The sequence below is a fragment of the Synechococcus sp. MIT2312 genome, assembly GCF_059772315.1.
In genome coordinates this window covers 397,618-416,949 of the sequence record NZ_CM186281.1, presented here as the reverse complement: position 1 = coordinate 416,949, position 19,332 = coordinate 397,618, and the positions used below count along the sequence as shown (strand labels likewise).

At 60.3% G+C, this 19,332-nt stretch carries 18 protein-coding genes; 6 read left to right on the top strand and 12 right to left on the bottom strand.

The window, feature by feature from the left end:
• Positions 1-4: 4 nt before the first annotated feature.
• From recG to AC6EI9_RS02655, 10 genes are all read right to left on the bottom strand, one after another.
• Entirely contained in the window at positions 5-2,539 is a 2,535-nt protein-coding gene (recG, locus tag AC6EI9_RS02700; RefSeq protein ID WP_498468958.1) for an ATP-dependent DNA helicase RecG, read from the bottom strand.
• Positions 2,500-3,654, bottom strand: a complete 1,155-nt coding sequence (locus AC6EI9_RS02695; RefSeq protein ID WP_498468956.1) for a hypothetical protein — start codon at positions 3,652-3,654, stop codon at positions 2,500-2,502. The genes recG and AC6EI9_RS02695 overlap by 40 nt, the downstream gene beginning before the upstream one ends.
• A gap of 2 nt (positions 3,655-3,656) precedes the next feature.
• Positions 3,657-4,316, bottom strand: a complete 660-nt coding sequence (gene tsf, locus AC6EI9_RS02690) for a translation elongation factor Ts (protein WP_498468954.1) — start codon at positions 4,314-4,316, stop codon at positions 3,657-3,659.
• Positions 4,317-4,404: 88 nt separating this feature from the next.
• Positions 4,405-5,118: a 30S ribosomal protein S2 gene (gene rpsB, locus AC6EI9_RS02685; RefSeq protein WP_498468952.1), complete on the bottom strand. Its 714-nt coding sequence runs from the start codon at positions 5,116-5,118 to the stop codon at positions 4,405-4,407.
• A 135-nt stretch (positions 5,119-5,253) separates the two neighbouring features.
• Positions 5,254-6,186, bottom strand: a complete 933-nt coding sequence (locus AC6EI9_RS02680) for a glycosyltransferase family 2 protein (RefSeq protein ID WP_498468950.1) — start codon at positions 6,184-6,186, stop codon at positions 5,254-5,256.
• An 89-nt stretch (positions 6,187-6,275) separates the two neighbouring features.
• A complete protein-coding gene (locus AC6EI9_RS02675) occupies positions 6,276-6,431 on the bottom strand; it encodes an Asl3888 family RNA-binding protein (protein WP_006850288.1) in 156 nt (51 codons plus the stop codon).
• Positions 6,432-6,466: 35 nt separating this feature from the next.
• A complete protein-coding gene (locus AC6EI9_RS02670) occupies positions 6,467-7,192 on the bottom strand; it encodes a DevA family ABC transporter ATP-binding protein (protein ID WP_498468948.1) in 726 nt (241 codons plus the stop codon).
• A gap of 4 nt (positions 7,193-7,196) precedes the next feature.
• The gene (devC, locus tag AC6EI9_RS02665) at positions 7,197-8,369 is read right to left on the bottom strand and encodes an ABC transporter permease DevC (RefSeq protein ID WP_498468947.1); all 1,173 of its coding nucleotides are present in this window, start codon (positions 8,367-8,369) and stop codon (positions 7,197-7,199) included.
• Positions 8,366-9,205: a lipid ABC transporter permease gene (locus tag AC6EI9_RS02660; protein WP_498470138.1), complete on the bottom strand. Its 840-nt coding sequence runs from the start codon at positions 9,203-9,205 to the stop codon at positions 8,366-8,368. The genes devC and AC6EI9_RS02660 overlap by 4 nt, the downstream gene beginning before the upstream one ends.
• A 68-nt stretch (positions 9,206-9,273) precedes the next feature.
• Positions 9,274-10,008 (bottom strand): phycocyanobilin:ferredoxin oxidoreductase, encoded by a 735-nt coding sequence (locus tag AC6EI9_RS02655; protein WP_498468946.1) that lies wholly within the window; start codon positions 10,006-10,008, stop codon positions 9,274-9,276.
• A 24-nt stretch (positions 10,009-10,032) separates the two neighbouring features.
• On the opposite strand from AC6EI9_RS02655, the gene AC6EI9_RS02650 reads away from it, so the two are divergent.
• Together AC6EI9_RS02650 and AC6EI9_RS02645 are read left to right on the top strand one after the other, a co-directional pair.
• The gene (locus AC6EI9_RS02650; protein ID WP_498468945.1) at positions 10,033-11,322 is read left to right on the top strand and encodes a M16 family metallopeptidase; all 1,290 of its coding nucleotides are present in this window, start codon (positions 10,033-10,035) and stop codon (positions 11,320-11,322) included.
• Entirely contained in the window at positions 11,319-12,599 is a 1,281-nt protein-coding gene (locus tag AC6EI9_RS02645; RefSeq protein ID WP_498468944.1) for a M16 family metallopeptidase, read from the top strand. The genes AC6EI9_RS02650 and AC6EI9_RS02645 overlap by 4 nt, the downstream gene beginning before the upstream one ends.
• Here AC6EI9_RS02645 and AC6EI9_RS02640 read toward each other — a convergent pair whose 3' ends face one another.
• Positions 12,600-12,917 carry an NAD(P)H dehydrogenase assembly family protein gene (locus AC6EI9_RS02640; protein ID WP_498468943.1) on the bottom strand — a complete coding sequence of 106 codons (318 nt, stop codon included), beginning with the start codon at positions 12,915-12,917 and terminating at the stop codon, positions 12,600-12,602.
• Between the two features lie 56 nt (positions 12,918-12,973).
• Between AC6EI9_RS02640 and AC6EI9_RS02635 the strand changes: the two genes are divergently transcribed.
• Genes AC6EI9_RS02635 through AC6EI9_RS02620 form a run of 4 tightly spaced genes read left to right on the top strand, consistent with a single transcriptional unit; the run spans position 12,974 to position 17,784 of the window.
• Complete coding sequence (locus tag AC6EI9_RS02635; protein ID WP_498468942.1) at positions 12,974-13,546, top strand: biotin transporter BioY; 573 nt, start codon at positions 12,974-12,976, stop codon at positions 13,544-13,546.
• Between the two features lie 14 nt (positions 13,547-13,560).
• Positions 13,561-14,049, top strand: a complete 489-nt coding sequence (gene lspA / locus AC6EI9_RS02630) for a signal peptidase II (RefSeq protein WP_498468940.1) — start codon at positions 13,561-13,563, stop codon at positions 14,047-14,049.
• Positions 14,030-16,189, top strand: coding sequence for a transglycosylase domain-containing protein (locus AC6EI9_RS02625; protein ID WP_498468939.1), 2,160 nt, complete (start codon positions 14,030-14,032; stop codon positions 16,187-16,189). Before lspA ends, AC6EI9_RS02625 begins: the two co-directional genes overlap by 20 nt.
• Entirely contained in the window at positions 16,186-17,784 is a 1,599-nt protein-coding gene (locus tag AC6EI9_RS02620; protein ID WP_498468938.1) for a YcjF family protein, read from the top strand. The genes AC6EI9_RS02625 and AC6EI9_RS02620 overlap by 4 nt, the downstream gene beginning before the upstream one ends.
• Positions 17,785-17,874: 90 nt before the next feature.
• Here AC6EI9_RS02620 and AC6EI9_RS02615 read toward each other — a convergent pair whose 3' ends face one another.
• A complete protein-coding gene (locus tag AC6EI9_RS02615; protein WP_498468937.1) occupies positions 17,875-19,323 on the bottom strand; it encodes a pyridoxal phosphate-dependent decarboxylase family protein in 1,449 nt (482 codons plus the stop codon).
• Positions 19,324-19,332: the final 9 nt, after the last annotated feature.

The following is a 19,332-nucleotide window of genomic DNA, read 5'->3' as shown; positions in this document are numbered from 1 at the left end:
GATGTCAGTTGAGCTGTGCCGCCGATGTCACACGACTGCGCTGCTCATCGAGAAGACGCCTGAGCACGGCGTAATCCTTCAGCTCTGGATCTTCACGCAGGATGTCCGCGGCTTCTTCGCGCGCTTCCTCCAGCACAGATCCATCATCAGCCAGGCTGGCGAGCGCCAGATCCGGCAGGCCGGATTGACGGGTGCCGAGGACCTGGCCTGGTCCGCGCAAGCGCAGATCCATTTCAGCGATCTCGAAGCCGTCGGTGGAGCGCACCAGCACCTCAAGACGTTGGCGGGCTAACGGGTTACGACTGTCGTTGATCAGCAGGCAGTGGGAGGCCGCTGCGCCTCGGCCGACACGACCACGCAGCTGATGCAACTGCGCTAGACCGAAACGATCGGCATGGTCGATCACCATCACACTGGCCTCCGGCACATCCACCCCCACCTCCACCACGGTGGTCGAAACAAGAACCTTGGTCTCCCCTGAAGCGAAGGCTCTGATCACAGCCTGTTTATCGGCGCTGGCAAGACGACCATGGAGGAGACCCACCTGAAGATCTGGAAACACCTCATCGGCCAGCTGTCGATGCACATCCACCGCTGAGCGCAGATCCATCTTTTCGGATTCCTCCACCAGGGGCAGCACGACATAGGCCCTCTGGCCCTTGTCCACCTCTTCACGGATCAAGTCGTAAGCCTCGTCACGATTCGAACCGGTGATCATGGCGGTACGGATCGGCGTCCGGCCGGGCGGCAGCTCATCGATCTGACTCACATCCAGATCACCGTGCAGGGAGAGCGCCAGGGTGCGGGGAATCGGCGTTGCCGTCATGGTGAGCAGATGGGGTTGCAGACCCTTGCCGAGCAAACGGTTGCGCTGACGCACTCCGAACCGGTGCTGTTCATCCACGACCACCAGGCCAAGACGGGAGAAGCCCACCGGGTCTTCCAAAAGAGCATGGGTCCCGACCAGAATTTTGCAGGCCCCGGAGGCAACATCAGCGAGGATCCTGCGCCGTTGCTTCTGGGGTGTTGAACCCGTTAACAGCTCAACGGTGACATGCAGCGCCGGCATCCAGCTGCAGAGACTGCGGTAGTGCTGCTCAGCGAGAACCTCCGTTGGAGCCATCATGGCCCCCTGCCAACCGGCCTGAATGGCTCTCAACAGAGCAGCCACGGCGACGACCGTCTTGCCGCTGCCGACATCCCCCTGAACCAGTCGAGCCATGGGTTCCTGGCGGTTCAGATCCGCCTCGATCTCCGCCAGCACCCGCTGCTGCGCTGCAGTGAATTCAAACGGCAGCATGGTCAGGAACCGGCCCAGCAACCCATCACGATCCGAGGCGCTGCTGCTCAGGGAGGGAGCGGAGCGCTGCTTCAACGCCGCGCGGCGTTGCATCAAGCCGAGTTGCAGCAACAGAAACTCATCAAAGACCAGGCGATGCCGGGCCTGCTGAAGTTGATCGGACGACTCAGGACGATGAATCGCCACCAAGGCCTGATCGCGACTGAGCAGTTGTCGTGCATCACGCCGGACCCGTGGCAGGGGCTCCGGCCACAGACGCACCGACGGCAGAACGCGTTCGATCAGCGAACGGAAACGATCCGCGGTCAGACCCTCCGTAAGTGGATACACAGGCAGAAGCCGGCCGATGCGGCTGGAACGAAGCGGTGCCTGAGCACTTTCCATCACTTCAATCAGTGGATCCTGAAAACTGATTCCATACGGCCCGCTTTTGACCAGACCACTGACGGCCACCGTGGCTCCACTGGGGTACTGACGGGTCTGACCATGCAGATAGGAGGGATTGCTGAACCGCTTTCCAGCCAGAAACCGGGTCACCTTGATCCGTCCTGTTGGATCCTGAAGCTGCAGCTCAATGATTGACAGGTTGGGATTGCGTGGACTGGTGAATCCATGGCTGCGACGCACCGTGGCCACGATCGTTGCGGTTTCACCCGGCACAAGGGCATCAATGCGTCGCAGCGCCGAATAGTCGACGTAATCCCTGGGGTAGTGGAGGATCAGATCACGCACCAGCAACAGCCCAAGGCTGGCCAGTCGCTCCGCAAGTTTCGGACCGATGCCCTTCACCTGAGCTAGTGGACTGTCGAGACCGGGTGCGGCGGAAGTGGATGCAGCAGACGACGATGATCGTTGCGCAACCTTCAGACGCGGTGGTGCCATGGGTGCTGATGGCTCCAGCCGCTGGCGCAGAGCATGCAGCCACTGCCTGACCACCGTGACCTGTCGGCGGCGGGCGGCGTCATCCAGGGATGCGTAGTCGGCGAATCCCTCTGCCAAAGCCTGAAGCCGAGGCGGAACATCACCTGGCAAAGGAATCTGCGGAGCAGTTCCTAGCTCGCGCTGCATGAAGCTGTCAAAGCGTTCATTGCGGCCCTGAAGATTGCTGAATCCGCGGTCCACCTCCAGTGACAACGCCTGCTGCAGAGGTCGGATCCACACCAGGAACCGCTCAAGAGCCTGATAATCAAGGCCGGCGTTCAACTGAGTTGAGGAGTCTCCGGCTGGTTGGGCCACCAATCGTTCTGGACCTCTCGGACACTGGCGCGACGCTGCCAGTGTCGCTCCTTCAGAAGCAAACTGCCTAGATCACGACGTTGCAATCGAAGCCGAGTGCGACTGCGCCTGAGACGATGGTCATCGAACTCAAGCTCGGACGGGCGCATCAAGACGCAGGCGGTGTCCATGGCCTGGTCGTCACCGACCATCGAGAGAGGCAGCGTCAACCTCAGCACATTGGAGGGTGCTGACTGAGATGGCAGCTGACCATTGTTGACGGCATCCAGAAGCTGAATGGGAAGCAGACTGCGCGTGACCCCTGCCCGCATCAGCTCAACATTCACAGCATGGGACACATTGCGCAGCCTGCGGATCAGGGCGGAATCCACTGAATCCATCCAACCCAACAGACCACTTGCCGTCGAAGGCATCAGCTGATCGCTCGATTGGGCCGCCGGGTGAAGAAGGGAATCGTCGGCTTCGAGACCGCTCTGAAGCTCCTGGGAGGACTCTCCCTGATCCAGTGATTCTCCGGCCATGACAAACAGCGACCGCAGAATCTCCAGCTCGGACAACTCAGTCCCTGGATCAGGTGGTGTCAGTGACTGAGGGTCGGCGGCTTCGGGACGATCCTGCGAATCCTCCGTGGTGGGTGGCTGATCATTCGGCAGCAGACCCTCCAGCAGATCGGGACGTTCCAGTGGCAGATCCAGTCCCAGCTCAATTCCCTGTGACGGTGCGACATCGATCGGTGGCTCGACGCTGTTGGTGGCGCGATCCGCGAGATTCTGAAACTGCTGAATGCGGGAGCGTCGCTCTTCGTCCTGAAGGCGCATGGCCAGAACAAGCAACTGCTCGATCGTGATCATCGATGAAGCACGCTGAACGAGTGCATCAATGCGTTGCTGCAGCACCGTCTGGCGTTCTGAGAGCGCGGCGCGTTGCAGCGGGGAAAGAGTGCAGAGCAGGTGGCGGATCGCCGATTTGACGGCAGTGGGCAAGATCCGACGCACCTGTTCCAGATACTGGGCCTGCTCTCTGTAGAGATGCGGTGCCAGAGAGTTACAGCGCTCTTCCAGACGTGCAAGCTGCACGCCTGGATCGTGAGCGTGACGACTCCCAGGCAATCCCGTCAAGATCAGCCTTTCGACATGGAGGCGACTTCTGCAGCGAAGTCGGACTCTTCAATCTCAATGCCCTCTCCGAGGGTGTAGCGGGTGAAACGACGCACCTTGACGTTTTCGCCGATCTTGCCTGCTGTCTGTTTGACGAGCTCCGCCACGGTCAGCGAGCTGTCCTTGATGAAAGGCTGTTCCATCAGAGCCAGTTCCTTGAGACGCTTGTTGATGCGACCCTCGACAATCTTCTCCTTCATCTGCTCGGGCTTGCCTTCAAGATCATCCCGACCCATTTCGATCGATTTCTCGCGCTCGCGGATCTCTGCAGGGATCTCATCCGTGGTGACGTACTCCACACCAGGACAAGCAGCGACCTGCATGGACACGTCGCGGAGCAATTCCTGGAACATGTCGCCACGTGCAACGAAATCGGTTTCGCAGTTGATTTCGATCAGCACACCAACGCGGGCTCCCGTGTGGATATAACTGCCGATGGCACCCTCAGCGGCGGTACGGCCGGATTTCTTTTCAGCGCTGGCGATGCCTTTCTGACGAAGCCACTCAACGGCTTTGTCGGCATCACCTTCTGTTGCTGCAAGAGCTTTCTTGCAGTCCATCATTCCAGCGCCGGTCTTGTCGCGGAGTTCCTTAACGAGCTTGGCGGATACGGCAACAGCCATCGGATGTGTTGGTGGAGGACGTTGGGACAAAAAGATCCGCCTTCCCGCTCTGGCGGGAGGGCGGCGTGAACTTAGCGGCTAAGGCGACTCAACCTTGGTTGTCGGCGCCACGCTCGTTGGAACCGTGACGGCCTTCGTTGATGGCATCAGCGAGGCGGCTCAGCACCAGCTGCACGGAACGCACAGCATCGTCATTGCAAGGGATCGGCACCTCGCAGAGATCAGGGTCGCAGTTGGTGTCAAGCATCGACACCAGAGGGATATCGAGCTTGCGGGCCTCGAGCACAGCGTTGGTCTCGCGACGCTGGTCCACCAGAACCACCACGTCGGGGAGACGACGCATGTTCTTCAGGCCACCGAGGTACTTCTGAAGCCGATCAAGCTCCCGGCGGAGCACAGCTGCTTCCTTCTTGGGGCGCATGGCGATGGCACCACTGGACTCCATCCGCTCCAGATCCTTCAGGCGATCGATCCGGGCCTTCATCGTGGTCCAGTTGGTGAGCATTCCACCCAGCCAACGCTGGTTCACATAGGAAGCTCCACAACGTGCAGCTTCATGAGCGATCACCTCGGACGCTTGTTTCTTGGTGCCAACGAACAGAAAACGTTTGCCGCTTCTGGCCGCGGTGCGCGTCCATTTGTAGGCGTTGTTCATGCAGACAGCGGTCTGCACGAGGTCAATGATGTGAACTCCGTTGCGCGCGCAATAGATGTAGCGCGACATCTTGGGATTCCAGCGACGGGTCTGGTGACCGAAATGGGCACCAGCTTCCATCATCTCGGCGAGAGTGACGACAGCCATGGTTGTGTTGAGGTTTCGGGTTCGCCTCCACCTGTCAGGGATGGTGTGTTGAACCGGAGTTCAGATCACATCCAGCACCCGAAACAGACAGGTGTGCGGTTTGAAAGGACCCGCCGAATTTAACAAAGTACCGGCTCAGGACAGCCCTGCTTGACGCGCTTCTCGATACAGCGCCTCCACACCGATCCGGTTGAGCGGAAGCCTCAGCAGCTCGAGTGCCAGAGACGGTTGACCCAGACGAATCAACCAGGCCAGCACGGGTCGCAGGCTGCGTTCATTGAGCAAGCCACCCAACGTCAGCAGCCCCCAGAGCAGACGATGCATCCAGGTGAACTGAATGATCATTCGCACCCTGCGGCTGGGATGCTTTCGATAGAACACGAGCCCCATGCGGGCGCGTTCGCGTTCGACCCTGACGAGGTCGGGGATCTGAGCAAGGCGAAAGGCGGGATGCCAGTGGTAACCAACAGCTTCAGGGCAGCGAACCAGCTCCACTCCCATCTGGCGGAGACGTTCACCCAGTTCGAGGTCCTCCCAGCCGTACAACCTGAATCCCGTATCGAACAGGCCAGAACGTTCGAGCACTTGTCGATCGATCGCGACATTTCCAGTCGCGAAATAAGCCCACGACAGATCGCGCAGCTTGTGACGCTCTCCTGTTGGATTGTCGAAATCGGCGGTGTTGATCACAGCGCCGTAGGTGAAGCAGAGACGGTTACCGGAACGCTGCCATTGCCTCTCAAGAGCCCGCGCATGGCTGGCCAGGAATGTCGGCGTGACGACCAGATCACTATCGATGAAAACGATCACATCGCCCCGGGCATGGGCAACACCACGGTTGCGTCCCTCGGCAGGTCCCCCATGGCTTTGCTCAATCAAACGGACCCTGGGGAACGTTTCCGCCGATGATCTGAGCCAGTCCGGCGTGCCATCGGTGGATCCGTCATCCACCACGACAACCTCATACTCATCAATTTCGGAACAGGCGTTCTGAGCGTCCAGAGAACGCAGACACTTCTCGAGGATGTCGCGTCTGTTGTAGGTGGGAATCACGACGCTGATGAACATCCGCCCGCACGATGAGCCGTAGAGAGTCAGCCTAAAGGCAAGAAAAAGGGGGCCCTCAGCCCCCTGTGAACAAGCTGTTTGCAAACAGATCAGTCTGCAGCGCCACCATTGTTGGCAGTGCCTGTCACTCCGTTGCCGGCACCTTCACCACGGCCATCGTTGCGCATCTTGCGCTTCTTGAACTTGCGCGCATAGGCGCGATTGCGCTCCTGCTTTTCCTTCTTGAGGTTTCTGCGCTTGGCCATTCGGGAGTCCGGAGCTGCTTGAAGTTCAACCCAACCTACTCAATGGCCTGAAGCAAATGGCCATCCTCCATTTTCACCAGCCGGTCAGCAACATCAAGAATGCGCGGGTCATGGGTGACCATCAGCACGGAACAGGCTTGCTCGCGAGCCAGGCGCTTGAGCAATTCAACAACCTCACGACCGGTCCCGCTGTCCAGCGCTGCCGTTGGTTCATCGGCAAGCAGCAACTGGGGCCTGGCAGCCAGTGCACGGGCAATGGCCACGCGCTGTTTCTGACCACCCGAGAGGTCCTGCGGAAGCTTGCTGAGGTGATCCTCCAGTCCAACGGCCCTGAGCCACTCCCTGGCCTGATCACGGCGACCGCGGTAGCTGAAACCCTCCAGGAGATCAGCTCCCATCTGCACGTTCTGCTCGGCCGTGAGGCAGCGCAGAAGGTTATGGCCCTGGAAAATCATGCCGATCCGGCGGCGTAGCAACTGTCGTTGGCCCCGGCCGGCACCCTGGAGCTGCTGTCCAAACACGCGCACATCCCCCTGCTGAACTTGTCGAAGCGCTCCGATCAAGGTCAGCAGAGTGGTCTTGCCACAACCTGATGGACCGGTCAGCAGCACCACTTCACCGGCTGCGATCTGAAGATCAACCGACTGAAGAACCTGTCGGCGCATTGACCCACGTCCGTACCAGTGGCTGAGATTTTCAATCTTCACCGTGCTGACCACATCAGCATCTTGATGTTGAGCTGGATGGGAAAGAACCGTCATGGCTTCAGAAGATCTCCGCCGGATCGGCATCCACAAGACGGCGCATGGCCAACCCCGCCGAGGCCATGCACATGACCAGGATCATGCTGAACACCGTCATGGCGCGACTGAAGTCCATCGCCACGGGGAGCGCGGTGGCACTTCTCACCAGCAGGTAAAGACCCTGCCCGGCGGCATAAGCCGGCAGATATCCGAAGAGCGCGAGCAGAAGCCCCTCCCGTACAACGACACCCAGCAGGGTTCTGAGCTTGTAGCCCATGGCCATCAAGGTGGCGTACTCCGGCAGATGGTCACTGACATCGGAATACAGCACCTGATAAACGATCACGCAGCCGACAACAAAGCCCATGGCAGCACCCAGGGTGAAGATGAAGCCGATCGACGTGCTTGTGCGCCAGTAGTTCTGCTCAAAATCAATGAAGCCCTGCTTGGTGAGAACCGTGACGTCCTCAGGCAGCAGAGCGTTGAGTTTCTCAACCACCGCTTCAGCGTCCGCACCCTGCTGCAACCGAACCAGTCCAACCTCGATGCTTCCTGGTGGCGTGTTGGGCAGGAGCTCGAGAAACGTTTCGCTGCTTGTGAGAAGGTTGCCGTCAGCGCCGAAGGAGCTGCCGAGCTCAATCAGGCCGGCCACACGCACCCTCTGACCAGAGATCTCACTTTCAACGGTTCGACCAGCACGGAACCACTCAGCAACGGGCCCAAACTCGGGCCGCGACTTCTCGTCGAACAGAACCCGGCCTTTCTGAGTCAGCACCTGAGCTTTGGGCGCCAGAGCTGGGTCCACAAACAGGGGATCACCCGGTTCGAAACCAAGAGCCAGGATCGATCGGGTGCCGCGTGTCTTGGGATTGCGCCAGAGCAGCAGATTCCAGTGCACAGGCGTGATGCCTTCCACCTCAGGCAAGGCCATGGTCTGCACCAGACGACGTCGGGGAAAGCCGGCCATGCTCACGGAACTGGTCGAGCGTGGACTGATCAGAACAATGTCAGCGTCGAAGAGGCGGTGCACCGTGACGCTGGCATCAAAGAGACCATCGCGGAATCCCAGCTGCATGAACATCAGGATTCCCGCGAAACTGATGCCAGCCAGTGCGACAGCCAGACGAACCGGCTGCCTGACCAGCATCAGTGAAGCAAGTGGAATCCCACGCCCGCTCAGGAAGCGACCGATCATGAGGATCCGAATCGGGCGATCACCTTCAGGCCCGAGAGTCTTGAAACGCGCTGAGTGGATCCTGGATCCAAGCGAACCAGCACTTCAACAATCCTGGCGTCCGCATCTCCGGTCGGATCCGTGGACAACACCTGTCGTTGTCGCACCTGAGGACTGATGCGCGCAACGGTTCCCTGAAGATCCCCTTCGAAACCGCCGTTCTCACTGATCAGGGTGACCGATTCTCCAACCTTGATGCGATTGATGTCTGACTCGTAGACCTCGATCAGAGCTTCCATTGACTGGCTGGCTCCAACATCCAAGACACCTTCGCTGCCAGGTCGCTCACCAACCCGGGTACGCAGCTTGAGAACGGTGCCATTGATTGGAGATCGGAGTTCGCTGTCATTCAGATCAGCTTCAAGCTTTCCGCGCTCAGCGATCAGCTCCGCCTTTTTGCGCTCAAGCAGGGTGAGTTGGTTCTGTTTTTCCTCGAGTAAGACAATTTCCACCGCCCCCTGACCAGCGCCCTGCGCGTAACGGGCAACCTCCCTTCGCTTCAGCGGTATCTCCGTCTCAGCGGTGAGGATCTTGGCGTCGGTTGCGGCAAGATCCGCTTCAATCTTGGGTCTGTTGTCGAACACAGCCAGAACCTGACCTTTGCGCACCGGATCCCCCTCCTTCACCAGGAGTGACGAGACCCTCGGTGAGCCACCGAAACCACTCACGGGCGCAGCCAGACGACGGACCTCACCGGCAGGTCTGAGGCTTCCAAGGGCTGCAACCGATTCCGGCTTTCGGCTTGCGACCTGCTCAGCAGCAGCAACAGGGGTGGATGGCTGCGGTCGACGCAGCATCAACACTCCGCCAGCAACAGCAAGGATCGCCAGCGCGCCGACGCCGAGCCAGATCCGACTCGATCCATTCAGGGACTCGGTGGCTCGTCGAACAGCAGCTCCTCGATGTACCGATCCGCCCACACTGTCCCGAAGGCTTTCTCCAGAACCCGCCGCGTTTTGTCGTTGCGTTTCTGTTGCCGGCAATAGGACACCTGTCCGTGATATCGGGCCAGAGTAGAAGGAGCACTGGGGTCATCGGGCTCCGCATCCTGCACGGCATCGCCCAGAACCTGGAGGTAATCGTCGACCAGTTCCACGAACCAATCTTCTTCCTGTTGATTCACGGGACGAATGAATCTGACGAACGGCGAGAAAATGGTTGCCCAGGTGGGAAGTTCGCGCACCTGTTCAAAGGCAGGAATCACAGCGGCTTCAAGGCCGCGTTCAATGCGTTCAGGAAGCTGATCACCAACCGGGGAAAGGTCGATGATGGCCGCCGAGATTCCGGCGGGGCTGGCAACGATATCGGCACCGAACACCGGCAGATCAAAGCGAGGATCCGGAAAGAACACGCAATGCAGGATCTGAAGCCCGAGTCCAAGTCGTGCGATTTCCAGGTGCAGCTTGCGCAGTCCACGGCAGGAATGCACCTCATTGGTGATGAACAGAGCCTCGCCATCGAGCGTGCCGATGATCTCCTCGAGGTCAGCCGACAACGTCAGTGGATTGAGCTCCGGAAAGCCGTCCCTGCACTGACGGATGCGAGCAGCCAGAGCCATCACCAGCGGATGCATCTCCTGACCGCTCGGGGACGCTGGCATCAATCCGATCCGTAATTGCACAGAATGGGACTTTGCCACGGGACCCTGACTGCGATCCCATCCGGTCCGGTGCTCGAACACCGCACGCTTCACAACGGCAGCAACCTTGTGACTGCCGCCATCCCTGATGCGGCACTCACCTGCCTTGATTTCTGGTGTCGAGGCGGAAGCGCCTGGGAAAGAAGCGGTGAGGAGGGCATGGCTCACTTCCTCGAGCACATGGTGTTCAAGGGAAGTCGAAGGCTGGGTCCAGGGGAGTTTGATCGGAGAATTGAGGCGCTTGGAGGCAGCAGCAATGCAGCCACAGGGTTTGATGACGTGCACTACCACGTGCTTGTGCCCAGCGCGGAATCAAAGGAAGCACTCGATTTGCTCCTGGATCTCGTTCTCGATCCGGCCCTCGAACAGGACAGCTTCTCAATGGAGCGTGAGGTGGTGCTCGAGGAGATCGCCCAGTACCGGGATCAGCCCGATGACCAGGTGCTGCAGACCCTGCTGGAACTCTGCTGTGCTCCCCACTGCTACGGCAGACCCATTCTCGGCTGGGAGAACAGCCTGCGGAACATGAACCCTGGTGGAATGAGGAACTACCACCATCGTCGGTATCAAGGAGCCAACTGCTGCCTCTCGGTGGCTGGAGCCCTTGAGGAGGGTCTGATCAGTCACGTGCTCAGCAGCCCGCTTGCGGCGCTGGACCAACGGATGGACTCCGATCAGGACACATCAACCAAACCTTCACTGAGCTTTCAAGGCGGACGGGAATGCCGACGGTTCGCTCGACTGGAAGCAGCACGATTGATGATGGTCTGGCCGGTTGCCGCGGCAGATGATCAGCTGGCGATCGCCGGAGCGGATCTGGCCACCACCATCCTCGCCGAGGGTCGGCGCAGCCGGTTGGTGCAGAAACTGCGCGAAGAGCTTCAGATTGTCGAATCCATCGACATGGATGTCACCACGCTGGAACAGGGCAGCCTGGTGATGCTGGAGGCATGTTGCCCAGACGATCAGATCGAACGTGTGGAGAGGGAGATCCACCAACAGCTGAACAGCAGCTTGACCACGGCCATCTCGGATGAGGAATTACATCGCGCGATGCAACTGGTCGGAAACGGTCATCGCTTCAGTCTCGAAGCGCCGGGAGCTGTGGCCGCCAGTGCTGGTTCACAGACACTCTGGGGACGGCACCGAGACCTGCTGGCTCCACTTCAGGACCTGATGCACTGGAATGGTTCAAGGTTGCGGGAACGGGTCATGCCGCTGCTGCAACCCCAACACAGCTTCACCCTGATTGCCCGATCGGAGGACAACGCTTGAGCTCCAGCTGTGATCTCGTTCTGGATCCGGTGACGACGACCGGGGTGCTCTCCGCCAAGCTCTGGATCCGGCGGGGAAGCAGTGCAGATCCTTTCGGGCAGAGGGGCGGGCATCAGCTTTTGGGCTCGGTGCTCAGCCGGGGATGCGGCCCTGTCGACCACCTGCAGCTGGCGGATCTCGTTGAAGGCTGTGGCGCCGGTCTTCGTTGTGACACCCATGAAGACGGAATTCTGATCAGTCTCAAGTGCCGCGATATTGATGCCGATCGTCTCTTGCCTGCACTGGGCTGGATGCTGCGTCAGCCGCATCTGGACGAAAGTCAGATCGAACTGGAGCGAGACCTGAGCCTGCAGGCCCTGCAGAGACAAAAAGAGGATCCCTTCCATCGCGCCTTTGATGGCTGGAGGCAGCTGGCCTACGGCAAGGGTCCTTACGGGCATGATCCTCTCGGAATCGGTGTCGACCTCGAACAACTGCAGAAAGCGGAGTTGGCAGGCCTTGCGTCAGATCTCGAAAGTCAGGGCTCGGTGCTGGCGCTGTCCGGAACGATTCCTGATCAGGCCCAAGCACAACTGGAGGACTGGCTTGGCACTAACAGGACCGGATCCAGCTCTTCGGAACCTGGATCAGCGATCCGAGAATCACCTGAACTGGACCATGGCGAGAGAGCGTCGTTAGGGCTTCAGTCCCTTGCCACGGAACAGGTTGTGCTGATGCTCGGTCAGGCCGCTCTGCCCCACGGTCATCCGGACGACCTGGCACTGAGGCTGCTTCAGGCCCACCTGGGCTCAGGCATGTCCAGCTTGTTGTTCCGACGGCTTCGGGAGGAGCATGGCGTCGCTTACGACGTCGGTGTCCATCACCCGGCTCGCGCTGGAGCGGCACCCTTCGTGATGCATGCCTCAACGGGAATCGACAGGGCGGAACTCTCGCTCGAACTCTTGCTCAGAAGCTGGATTGAGCTGATGGAGGTGAGCATTTCTGAAGCCGATCTCAAGCTTGCCAAGGCCAAATTCAGAGGGCAGCTGGCGCACGGCTCACAGACCACCGGCCAGAGAGCCGAGCGAAGGGCGCAACTGCGTGGTCTACATCTCCCTGATGACCACGACCAAAGCTGCCTCAACCAACTGGATCAGCTGCGGGCCAGTGATCTGCGTGACGCTGCAGGACGCCACTTGCAGAGCCCGCAACTCAGCTTGTGCGGTCCCGCGGGAACCCTGGAATCACTGGAGAAACAATGGACCCTCAGCGGTTTTGCTGAAGGCAGCGCGCCTTGATCAGTCCGCTGGATCAGCAGTCGCCTCCGTCTCTGATGAAACATCGGAATCCGATAAGCCTTCGGAGTTCGATGGAGCATCCTGATCAGAGAGCTTGTTCAAGTCTTCGCTCACAAGCGTGAGTTGCTCGATCGACAGCAAAAACGTGCCTCTGGCAAAGCGAACCGCGGCTGTTTGCGCCGGCTGCAGTGCCATGACCCTGCCGATCTCGTTGTGGGCCACAAGATCAGGAGGCCTGAGCATCGGCATTGGATCAGCTGTCTTCAGGAAGGTCTGAGGGCGAATCAGTCGCACCTGGTCACCAATGGAAACGGACATCTCGGCTGGGCAATGCATCTCTCTTACAGCAGGATGGTGCGAGCTGACGTTTGCCCGTGCGGGCACTGGCCACCTGGAGCGGCGCTCTTGCCGGATTGCTTCTGATCCTGGTCGGAAGCCTGATTCCGACTGCCCTGCTTCTGCCGCTGCCTGAATTACCCCCGGCCTTGCTGGGTCTTCCCAGCACCTGGCAGGTTCCTGCACTGCTCGTCTGCGCCCTCGTCGCGGGCCCACGAGCGGGCGTGATCGCTTCAGTGGCTTATCTGACCATCGGCTTGGTGGACCTGCCTGTGTTCCATGGAGGTGGTGGTTTCGCCTATGTGCTGAATCCTGGATTCGGATATCTGGCTGGATTTGTCCCCGCCGCCTGGTTGACCGGTCGGCTGGCCCAGCAGAACGGAATGAATGACATCGCCCGACTGACTCTCGCAGCCATGGCCGGCCTGCTGACCATCCAGCTCTGCGGTCTGATCAATCTTGTTCTGGGGGCTGCACTGAATCGCTGGAATGAGCCCCTGATCGAACTTGTCTTCGGGTACAGCCTCGGGCCCCTGGCTGCCCAGCTCGCCCTGTGTTGCGCCGCCGGACTGATCGCACGCGTGAGCCGTCGTGTGCTCTGGGTGGAATGAGCCGGAACCATGCCATGAACAACAGACCAGCCCGAAGCATGCGACGCGGCAGCGTCGTCGCGCTCAGTGTGCTCATGGTGATGCTGGATCAGCTCAGCAAGCACTGGGCCCGAGGCGTTTTGCTTCCAGGGGAGTCGAAGCCCTTCATTCCCGGATTGCTGCAACTGAATCTGGTGCGCAACACAGGTGCTGCCTTCAGTCTGTTCCGGGATTCCTCGATGATCCTGGGAATTCTCAGCCTGGTGGTAGCCATCGGCGTGAGCATCTGGATCTGGCGGGAGGCCCGACGAGGCCTCTGGATGGGACTGGCCCTCGGCTTTCTGCTCGGAGGCACGATTGGCAATGGCATTGACCGCTGGCGGCTGGGCCACGTGACCGATTTTCTGGAACTGGTGCCGATCCAGTTTCCGATCTTCAACTGGGCGGATGTCGCCATCAACCTGGCAGTCCTCTGCTTTGCCATCGACGCCTTCAGCAACAGACATGAGCAGAGCGACGGCTGAACCCAGGGGATTGGCCCTGCTGAGGATTCATCAGCAGGATCGCCCTGATCGCACCCTGCATCTGCACGGCGAGGGCTATCGGATTGGACGCGATGCAGACGTGGAGATCCGTATCGACCATGCAGCAGTCAGTCGCCTGCATGCGCTGTTACAGAAACAAGGCCGGCACTGGATTCTCAAGGATCAAGGGTCAACCAATGGACTGTGGTGGCAAGGGCGACGTGTGCAACAGCTGGAGCTCCAGGACGGCGATCGCATCGGTTTTTCCCCGACCCAAGACGCCGATACCCCCTGGATTGGTTTTGAGAAATCAAACCAACGACTGCAGCAGCGCATCCGCAAGTCGTTGGGAATCAGCATCCTGGGCTGTCTGGGCGGGGCCGGACTGCTCCTCGCTCTGGCCACCTTCAACGTGCCTGTGCGTGGACGACTGGCCAGCGTTCGCGGACCACTGGCCATTTACGACGGCAACAACAAACCGCTCAAATCGGTGGATTCCAATCGACACCGGGAACTGGACAGCCTTGACCAGTTTTCTCCGTTGTTGATCGATGCCTTGCTCAGCAGTGAGGACAACCGCTTCTGGTGGCATCCAGGTGTTGATCCAATCGGAAGCTTGCGTGCCTTCGCCGCCAACCTCGCTGGCGGAAGGGTTCTTGAAGGTGGCAGCAGCCTCACCCAGCAATTGGCCCGGAGCCTCTACCCCAACCTGGTCGGAGAAGGCGACACCCTTGGCCGTAAATGGCGCGAACTGCTAGTGGCGCTGCAGTTGGAAAGCCGTTTCAGCAAACGTGAGCTGCTGCTGAGCTATCTCAACAGGGTCTACCTCGGGGTGGGCTGGGGATTCGAAGACAGCGCCCAGACCTTTTTTGATCAATCGGCGGCTGATCTGAGCGTTGAGCAGGCCGCACTGCTTGTGGGACTGTTGCCATCACCCAATGGTCACGATCCCTGCCGTCACCCTCAGCGAGCTCTTGAAGCCCGCAACCGCGTGCTCAACAAAATGGCCGATTCCGGTCGCCTTTCACTCGACGCCGCTCGTCTGGCGAGACGTCAACCCATCCAGCTCGCACCCCAGGCCTGCAGCAGGACTGCTCTGACCCGATCAGCACCTTTTTACACCGATCAGGTGCGCAGGGACCTGACGGCACTTGTGGGTCCGGAGGTTGCCGCAGAAGGGAATTTCCTGATCGAAACCCACCTTGACCCCGTGCTGCAGTCGGTGGTGGAACGACAGCTGCGCAATTTGGTCAGCAATGCCGGTGGACTCGGCGTGAGTGAAGGGGCCGCCGTGGTGATCGACAGCAGCACAGGAGGAGTTCTGGCGATCGCCGGCGGACGTGACTATCGCTTCAGTCAGTTCAACCGTGCGTCCATGGCCCTGAGACAGCCAGGCAGCACCTTCAAGTTGATGACTTACCTGGCGGCTCTGGAAAGGGGAATCAAACCCAGCGAAACCATTGACTGCAGCTCCCTGAACTGGAGAGGGCAGCGCTTTGAAAGCAGCTGTCAAGGGCGCCTCAGCCTCACCAACGCCTTTGCATCCAGCAGCAACACAGCGGCTCTGCGCCTGGCACAGCGGGTTGGACTTGAACAGGTGGTTCGCCAAGCCAGAGCCCTCGGCATCACCACGCCGCTGGATCCGGTTCCAGGCCTCGCACTCGGCCAGAGCGAAGTGCGACTGATCGAGCTGACTGGAGCCTATGCAGCCATTGTTAACAAGGGGGAATGGAAGCCCCCCAACACGATTCGTCGTCTGCTCGATGCGGAAACCTGTCGCGACGACAAGCTGCGTGGCTGCGGCAGCCTTGCTGGCGACGATCAGCGCGGTGTGAACCCAGGTCGGCAGGCTGTTCGCCGCGCCAGTGCAGCTCAGATGCAGGCTTTGCTGCGCGCGGTTGTGCGCAACGGCACCGGCACTGCTGCATCGCTGGGAGGACAGGAAGGGGGCAAGACCGGAACCACCAATGAGGGCAGGGATCTTCTGTTCGTCGGCTATGAGCCCTCGCGTCGCTGGGTGCTGGGCATCTGGCTCGGCAATGACGACAACAGTCCATCCACAAGCTCAAGCGCCCTTGCGGCATCGCTCTGGGCTGACATCATCCGCGCGGCGGGACGAGGAGGGATCAACGGAGGATGAAGGGATCGACACGTTGGATTCTGTTGGGAGCCGCTGGTCTGATCGCCCTCATGGTGATTGGCCTGGTGCTGCAGGGAATCCGAAACCTGCTATGGGACCTGAGTTACTGGCTACCGCCCTGGCTGGTCGGCCCCGTGCTGCTGATCGGAACGGTTCTGCTTGTGGCGGTCGTCATTCAGGTTGGCCTGCCATGGCTGCGTCAGTGGCGCACACAGCGTCAACGTCGGGACGCCTCATCTCCGCAGGACAGACCGGCACCGAAGAGCAGTCGAGATGCAGCGGAACAGAGCCTGTCCAGCGTGGATCGTCTGCTGGAACGCCTTCAGGACGATGTGGCACGTCAGTCTCTGCTGCAGGAACGGCAACGGGTCGCCAGGGAGCTTGAGCGCGGTGATCTTGTGCTTGTGGTCTTCGGCACCGGCTCCAGTGGGAAAACATCTCTGATCCGTGCCCTGCTCAAGGAGATCGTCGGCGATGTCGGTGCCGCCATGGGCTCCACCAGTGAAAGTCGCAGCTATCGGCTTCGGCTCAAAGGTCTTGAGCGTGGGGTTCTTCTCGTGGACACGCCGGGAATCCTTGAAGCAGGACAGGAAGGGAGAGGACGCGAGCAGGAGGCACGACGCCAAGCCAGCAGAGCCGATCTCATGATCGTTGTGGTGGATGGCGATCTGCGCAAGAGCGAACTCAGTGTGGTTCAGAGCCTGTCAGGACTGGGGAAGCGTCTTGTGCTGGTTCTCAACAAGTGTGATCTCAGAGGCGAGGAGGAGGAACGCAGGTTGCTTCAGCTGTTGCGACAACGCTGCTCTGAATGGTTGCAACCCGACGATGTGATTCCTGCCAGTGCACGCCCCCAGTCACTGCCTCGCCCTGGCCAACGTCCCGTTCAGCCACCAGCCGAGATCGGCCTGCTGGTGCGACGGTTGGCCGCAGTGCTGCATGCCGATGGCGAGGAACTCCTGGCCGACAACATCCTTCTGCAATGCAGAGATCTTGGCTCTGCCGGTCGGGATCTGCTCGACCGGCAGCGCACGGACGAAGCCCGGAGAATCATCGATCGCTACACGTGGATTAGTGCGGGTGTCGTCGCCGCAACGCCACTGCCCGGAGTGGATCTACTGGGCACCGCTGCTGTGAATGCGCAGATGGTGATGGAGGTGGGAGCTGTGTATGGCATCGAACTGACCCGGAGCAGGGCCCAGGAGCTGGCTGTCTCGGTGGGTCGGACCCTTGCGGGGCTGGGGGTGGTCAAAGGCGGAGTGGCTCTGATCGGCACCGCACTGAGTGTGAACCTGCCGACCCTGCTGCTCGGTCGGGCCGTGCAGGGTGTGGCCGCCGGATGGCTCACCAGAATCGCCGGTGCCAGTTTCATGACCTATTTCCAACAGGATCAGGACTGGGGCGATGGCGGAGTGCAGGACGTGGTTCAGCACCACTACGAACTCAACCAGCGGGATCGCTCTCTGCAGGACTTTCTGCAGGCGGCACTGCGGCGGGTCGTGGAGCCCCTCCAGCAGGAGGCAAAGAAACGACTTCCGCCCCGGCCAGGGCCTCGGGCGGCGGAGGACGCATCGGACCGCGGCTATCGAGAACCGTGATCAGACCGAGGTACAGAACACCAATCAGGACTGACATGGCTCCGGTCACGATGGCAACCCAGCGCCCCCGCTTGTTCTGAGCTGCAGGCATCACACCATCTCCCGTGAGCATTCGTTCAGATCGGCCGCAAGTTGGTCGATCAGCGCATTCGAGGTGTGGGGGTTACCCAGCACGACTTTGATGCGATGCCGCCCTTGATGAACGGGCCTGGACACCATGATCTGCCGATCCAGCAGCCGTTGACGCACAGCCGCTGTCCAGTGATCGCAACGTGCGGAATCCGCTCCAAACGGCGCACAGGCCAGTAGGTGCAGGGGACCTGATGTGATCTCCAGGACAGAGGCGTCGAGACCCTGTTCCAGGCGCTGACGTCTCAACAGTGCCTTCTCCAGCACTGCGTTGATCCCCTGTTCACCCAGTTGACGCAACCCAAGCCAGAGCTTGAGGATCTCTGCAGGGCGACTTCCCTGCAGGCCCAGTTCACCGCCATGGGCACCAGCGAAGGCGGGCTCCATATAAGGGAGGCCAGTGTGGAATGTCTCCTGAAGAGCTGACTGTTCTCGCACCAGCAGCAGCGACGAGGTCTTGGCGATTCCCAGCAGCTTCTGAGGGTTCACCGTGATGGAATCGGCCTGGCCAAGCCCAGCCACAAGGTTCGAGGTGCCCGGACACAGTGCAAAGACAGCACCAATCGCTCCATCCACGTGCAGCCAGAGGCCCCGGTCCTTGCAGAACTGAGCCAGAGCGGGAATCGGATCGATCGCTCCACGCACAGTCGTGCCCGCTGTCGCCACCACTGCGATGCAAGGCCGGTTGTGCTGCTTCAGCTCCTGCAGATGCTCTTGCAGGTCTGCAATCAACATGCGTCCCTGGGAATCCACGGGAACGCGCCGAATGCCGTCTGGCCTGAGCCCCATGACTCTGGCCGCCTTCTCCAGTGACACGTGGGCGTCATCACTGATCAGAATCACCGCATCGGGGTCATGATCCAGACCCATCCGATGACGGGCCGTCACCAGGGCAGTGAGATTGCTGAGGGAGCCACCGCTCGCGGCAACACCACCAGAGCCATGGGGCAATTCAAAACGGGCGGCGAACCAGCTGCAGAGCTGGCGCTCCAGTTGACTGAGGCTCGGAGAGAGTTCCTCTGCCAGCAGATTGTTGTTGAGCCCGGCACAGATCAGTTCGGCAGCGATCGATGCCGTGTTCGGAGGCGGATCCAGATGTGCGAGGGCGCCAGGATGGTTGGGCTGATAAGCACCATCCATCAACTGCTGAAGGTCATCCAGCAGTCGGTCCGCGCCTACCCCCTGGGGCTCTGGGAACGCCTCGGGCAGCAGCCGCAGAGCTGGCAGCGGCGATCGCTTGGAGGCCGACCCGAGCCACTCACACAGGCGGGCGCCGGCGTCCTCCAGGAACCGCTGCAACTGCGGATCCAGGGCCTCGGAAGAGGCAAATGCGGACAGTTCCGTCGCAGTCGATGCCGCCGATGAAGTCCTGGAGGATCCGATCAAGGAGGGAGCGGAAGGAACAGCCATTCTCACCTG

What these genes read in the sequence shown, in the direction of transcription:
- tsf (WP_498468954.1), bottom strand. Translation starts at nt 4,316, where the DNA reads ATGGCTGTTGCCGTATCCGCCAAGCTCGTTAAGGAACTCCGCGACAAG.
- rpsB (WP_498468952.1), bottom strand. Translation starts at nt 5,118, where the DNA reads ATGGCTGTCGTCACTCTCGCCGAGATGATGGAAGCTGGTGCCCATTTC.
- AC6EI9_RS02680 (WP_498468950.1), bottom strand. Translation starts at nt 6,186, where the DNA reads ATGTTCATCAGCGTCGTGATTCCCACCTACAACAGACGCGACATCCTC.
- AC6EI9_RS02675 (WP_006850288.1), bottom strand. Translation starts at nt 6,431, where the DNA reads ATGGCCAAGCGCAGAAACCTCAAGAAGGAAAAGCAGGAGCGCAATCGC.
- AC6EI9_RS02670 (WP_498468948.1), bottom strand. Translation starts at nt 7,192, where the DNA reads ATGACGGTTCTTTCCCATCCAGCTCAACATCAAGATGCTGATGTGGTC.
- devC (WP_498468947.1), bottom strand. Translation starts at nt 8,369, where the DNA reads ATGATCGGTCGCTTCCTGAGCGGGCGTGGGATTCCACTTGCTTCACTG.
- AC6EI9_RS02660 (WP_498470138.1), bottom strand. Translation starts at nt 9,205, where the DNA reads ATGCTGCGTCGACCGCAGCCATCCACCCCTGTTGCTGCTGCTGAGCAG.
- AC6EI9_RS02655 (WP_498468946.1), bottom strand. Translation starts at nt 10,008, where the DNA reads ATGCCAGCGTCCCCGAGCGGTCAGGAGATGCATCCGCTGGTGATGGCT.
- AC6EI9_RS02650 (WP_498468945.1), top strand. Translation starts at nt 10,033, where the DNA reads ATGGGACTTTGCCACGGGACCCTGACTGCGATCCCATCCGGTCCGGTG.
- AC6EI9_RS02640 (WP_498468943.1), bottom strand. Translation starts at nt 12,917, where the DNA reads ATGTCCGTTTCCATTGGTGACCAGGTGCGACTGATTCGCCCTCAGACC.
- lspA (WP_498468940.1), top strand. Translation starts at nt 13,561, where the DNA reads ATGAACAACAGACCAGCCCGAAGCATGCGACGCGGCAGCGTCGTCGCG.
- AC6EI9_RS02625 (WP_498468939.1), top strand. Translation starts at nt 14,030, where the DNA reads ATGAGCAGAGCGACGGCTGAACCCAGGGGATTGGCCCTGCTGAGGATT.
- AC6EI9_RS02620 (WP_498468938.1), top strand. Translation starts at nt 16,186, where the DNA reads ATGAAGGGATCGACACGTTGGATTCTGTTGGGAGCCGCTGGTCTGATC.
- AC6EI9_RS02615 (WP_498468937.1), bottom strand. Translation starts at nt 19,323, where the DNA reads ATGGCTGTTCCTTCCGCTCCCTCCTTGATCGGATCCTCCAGGACTTCA.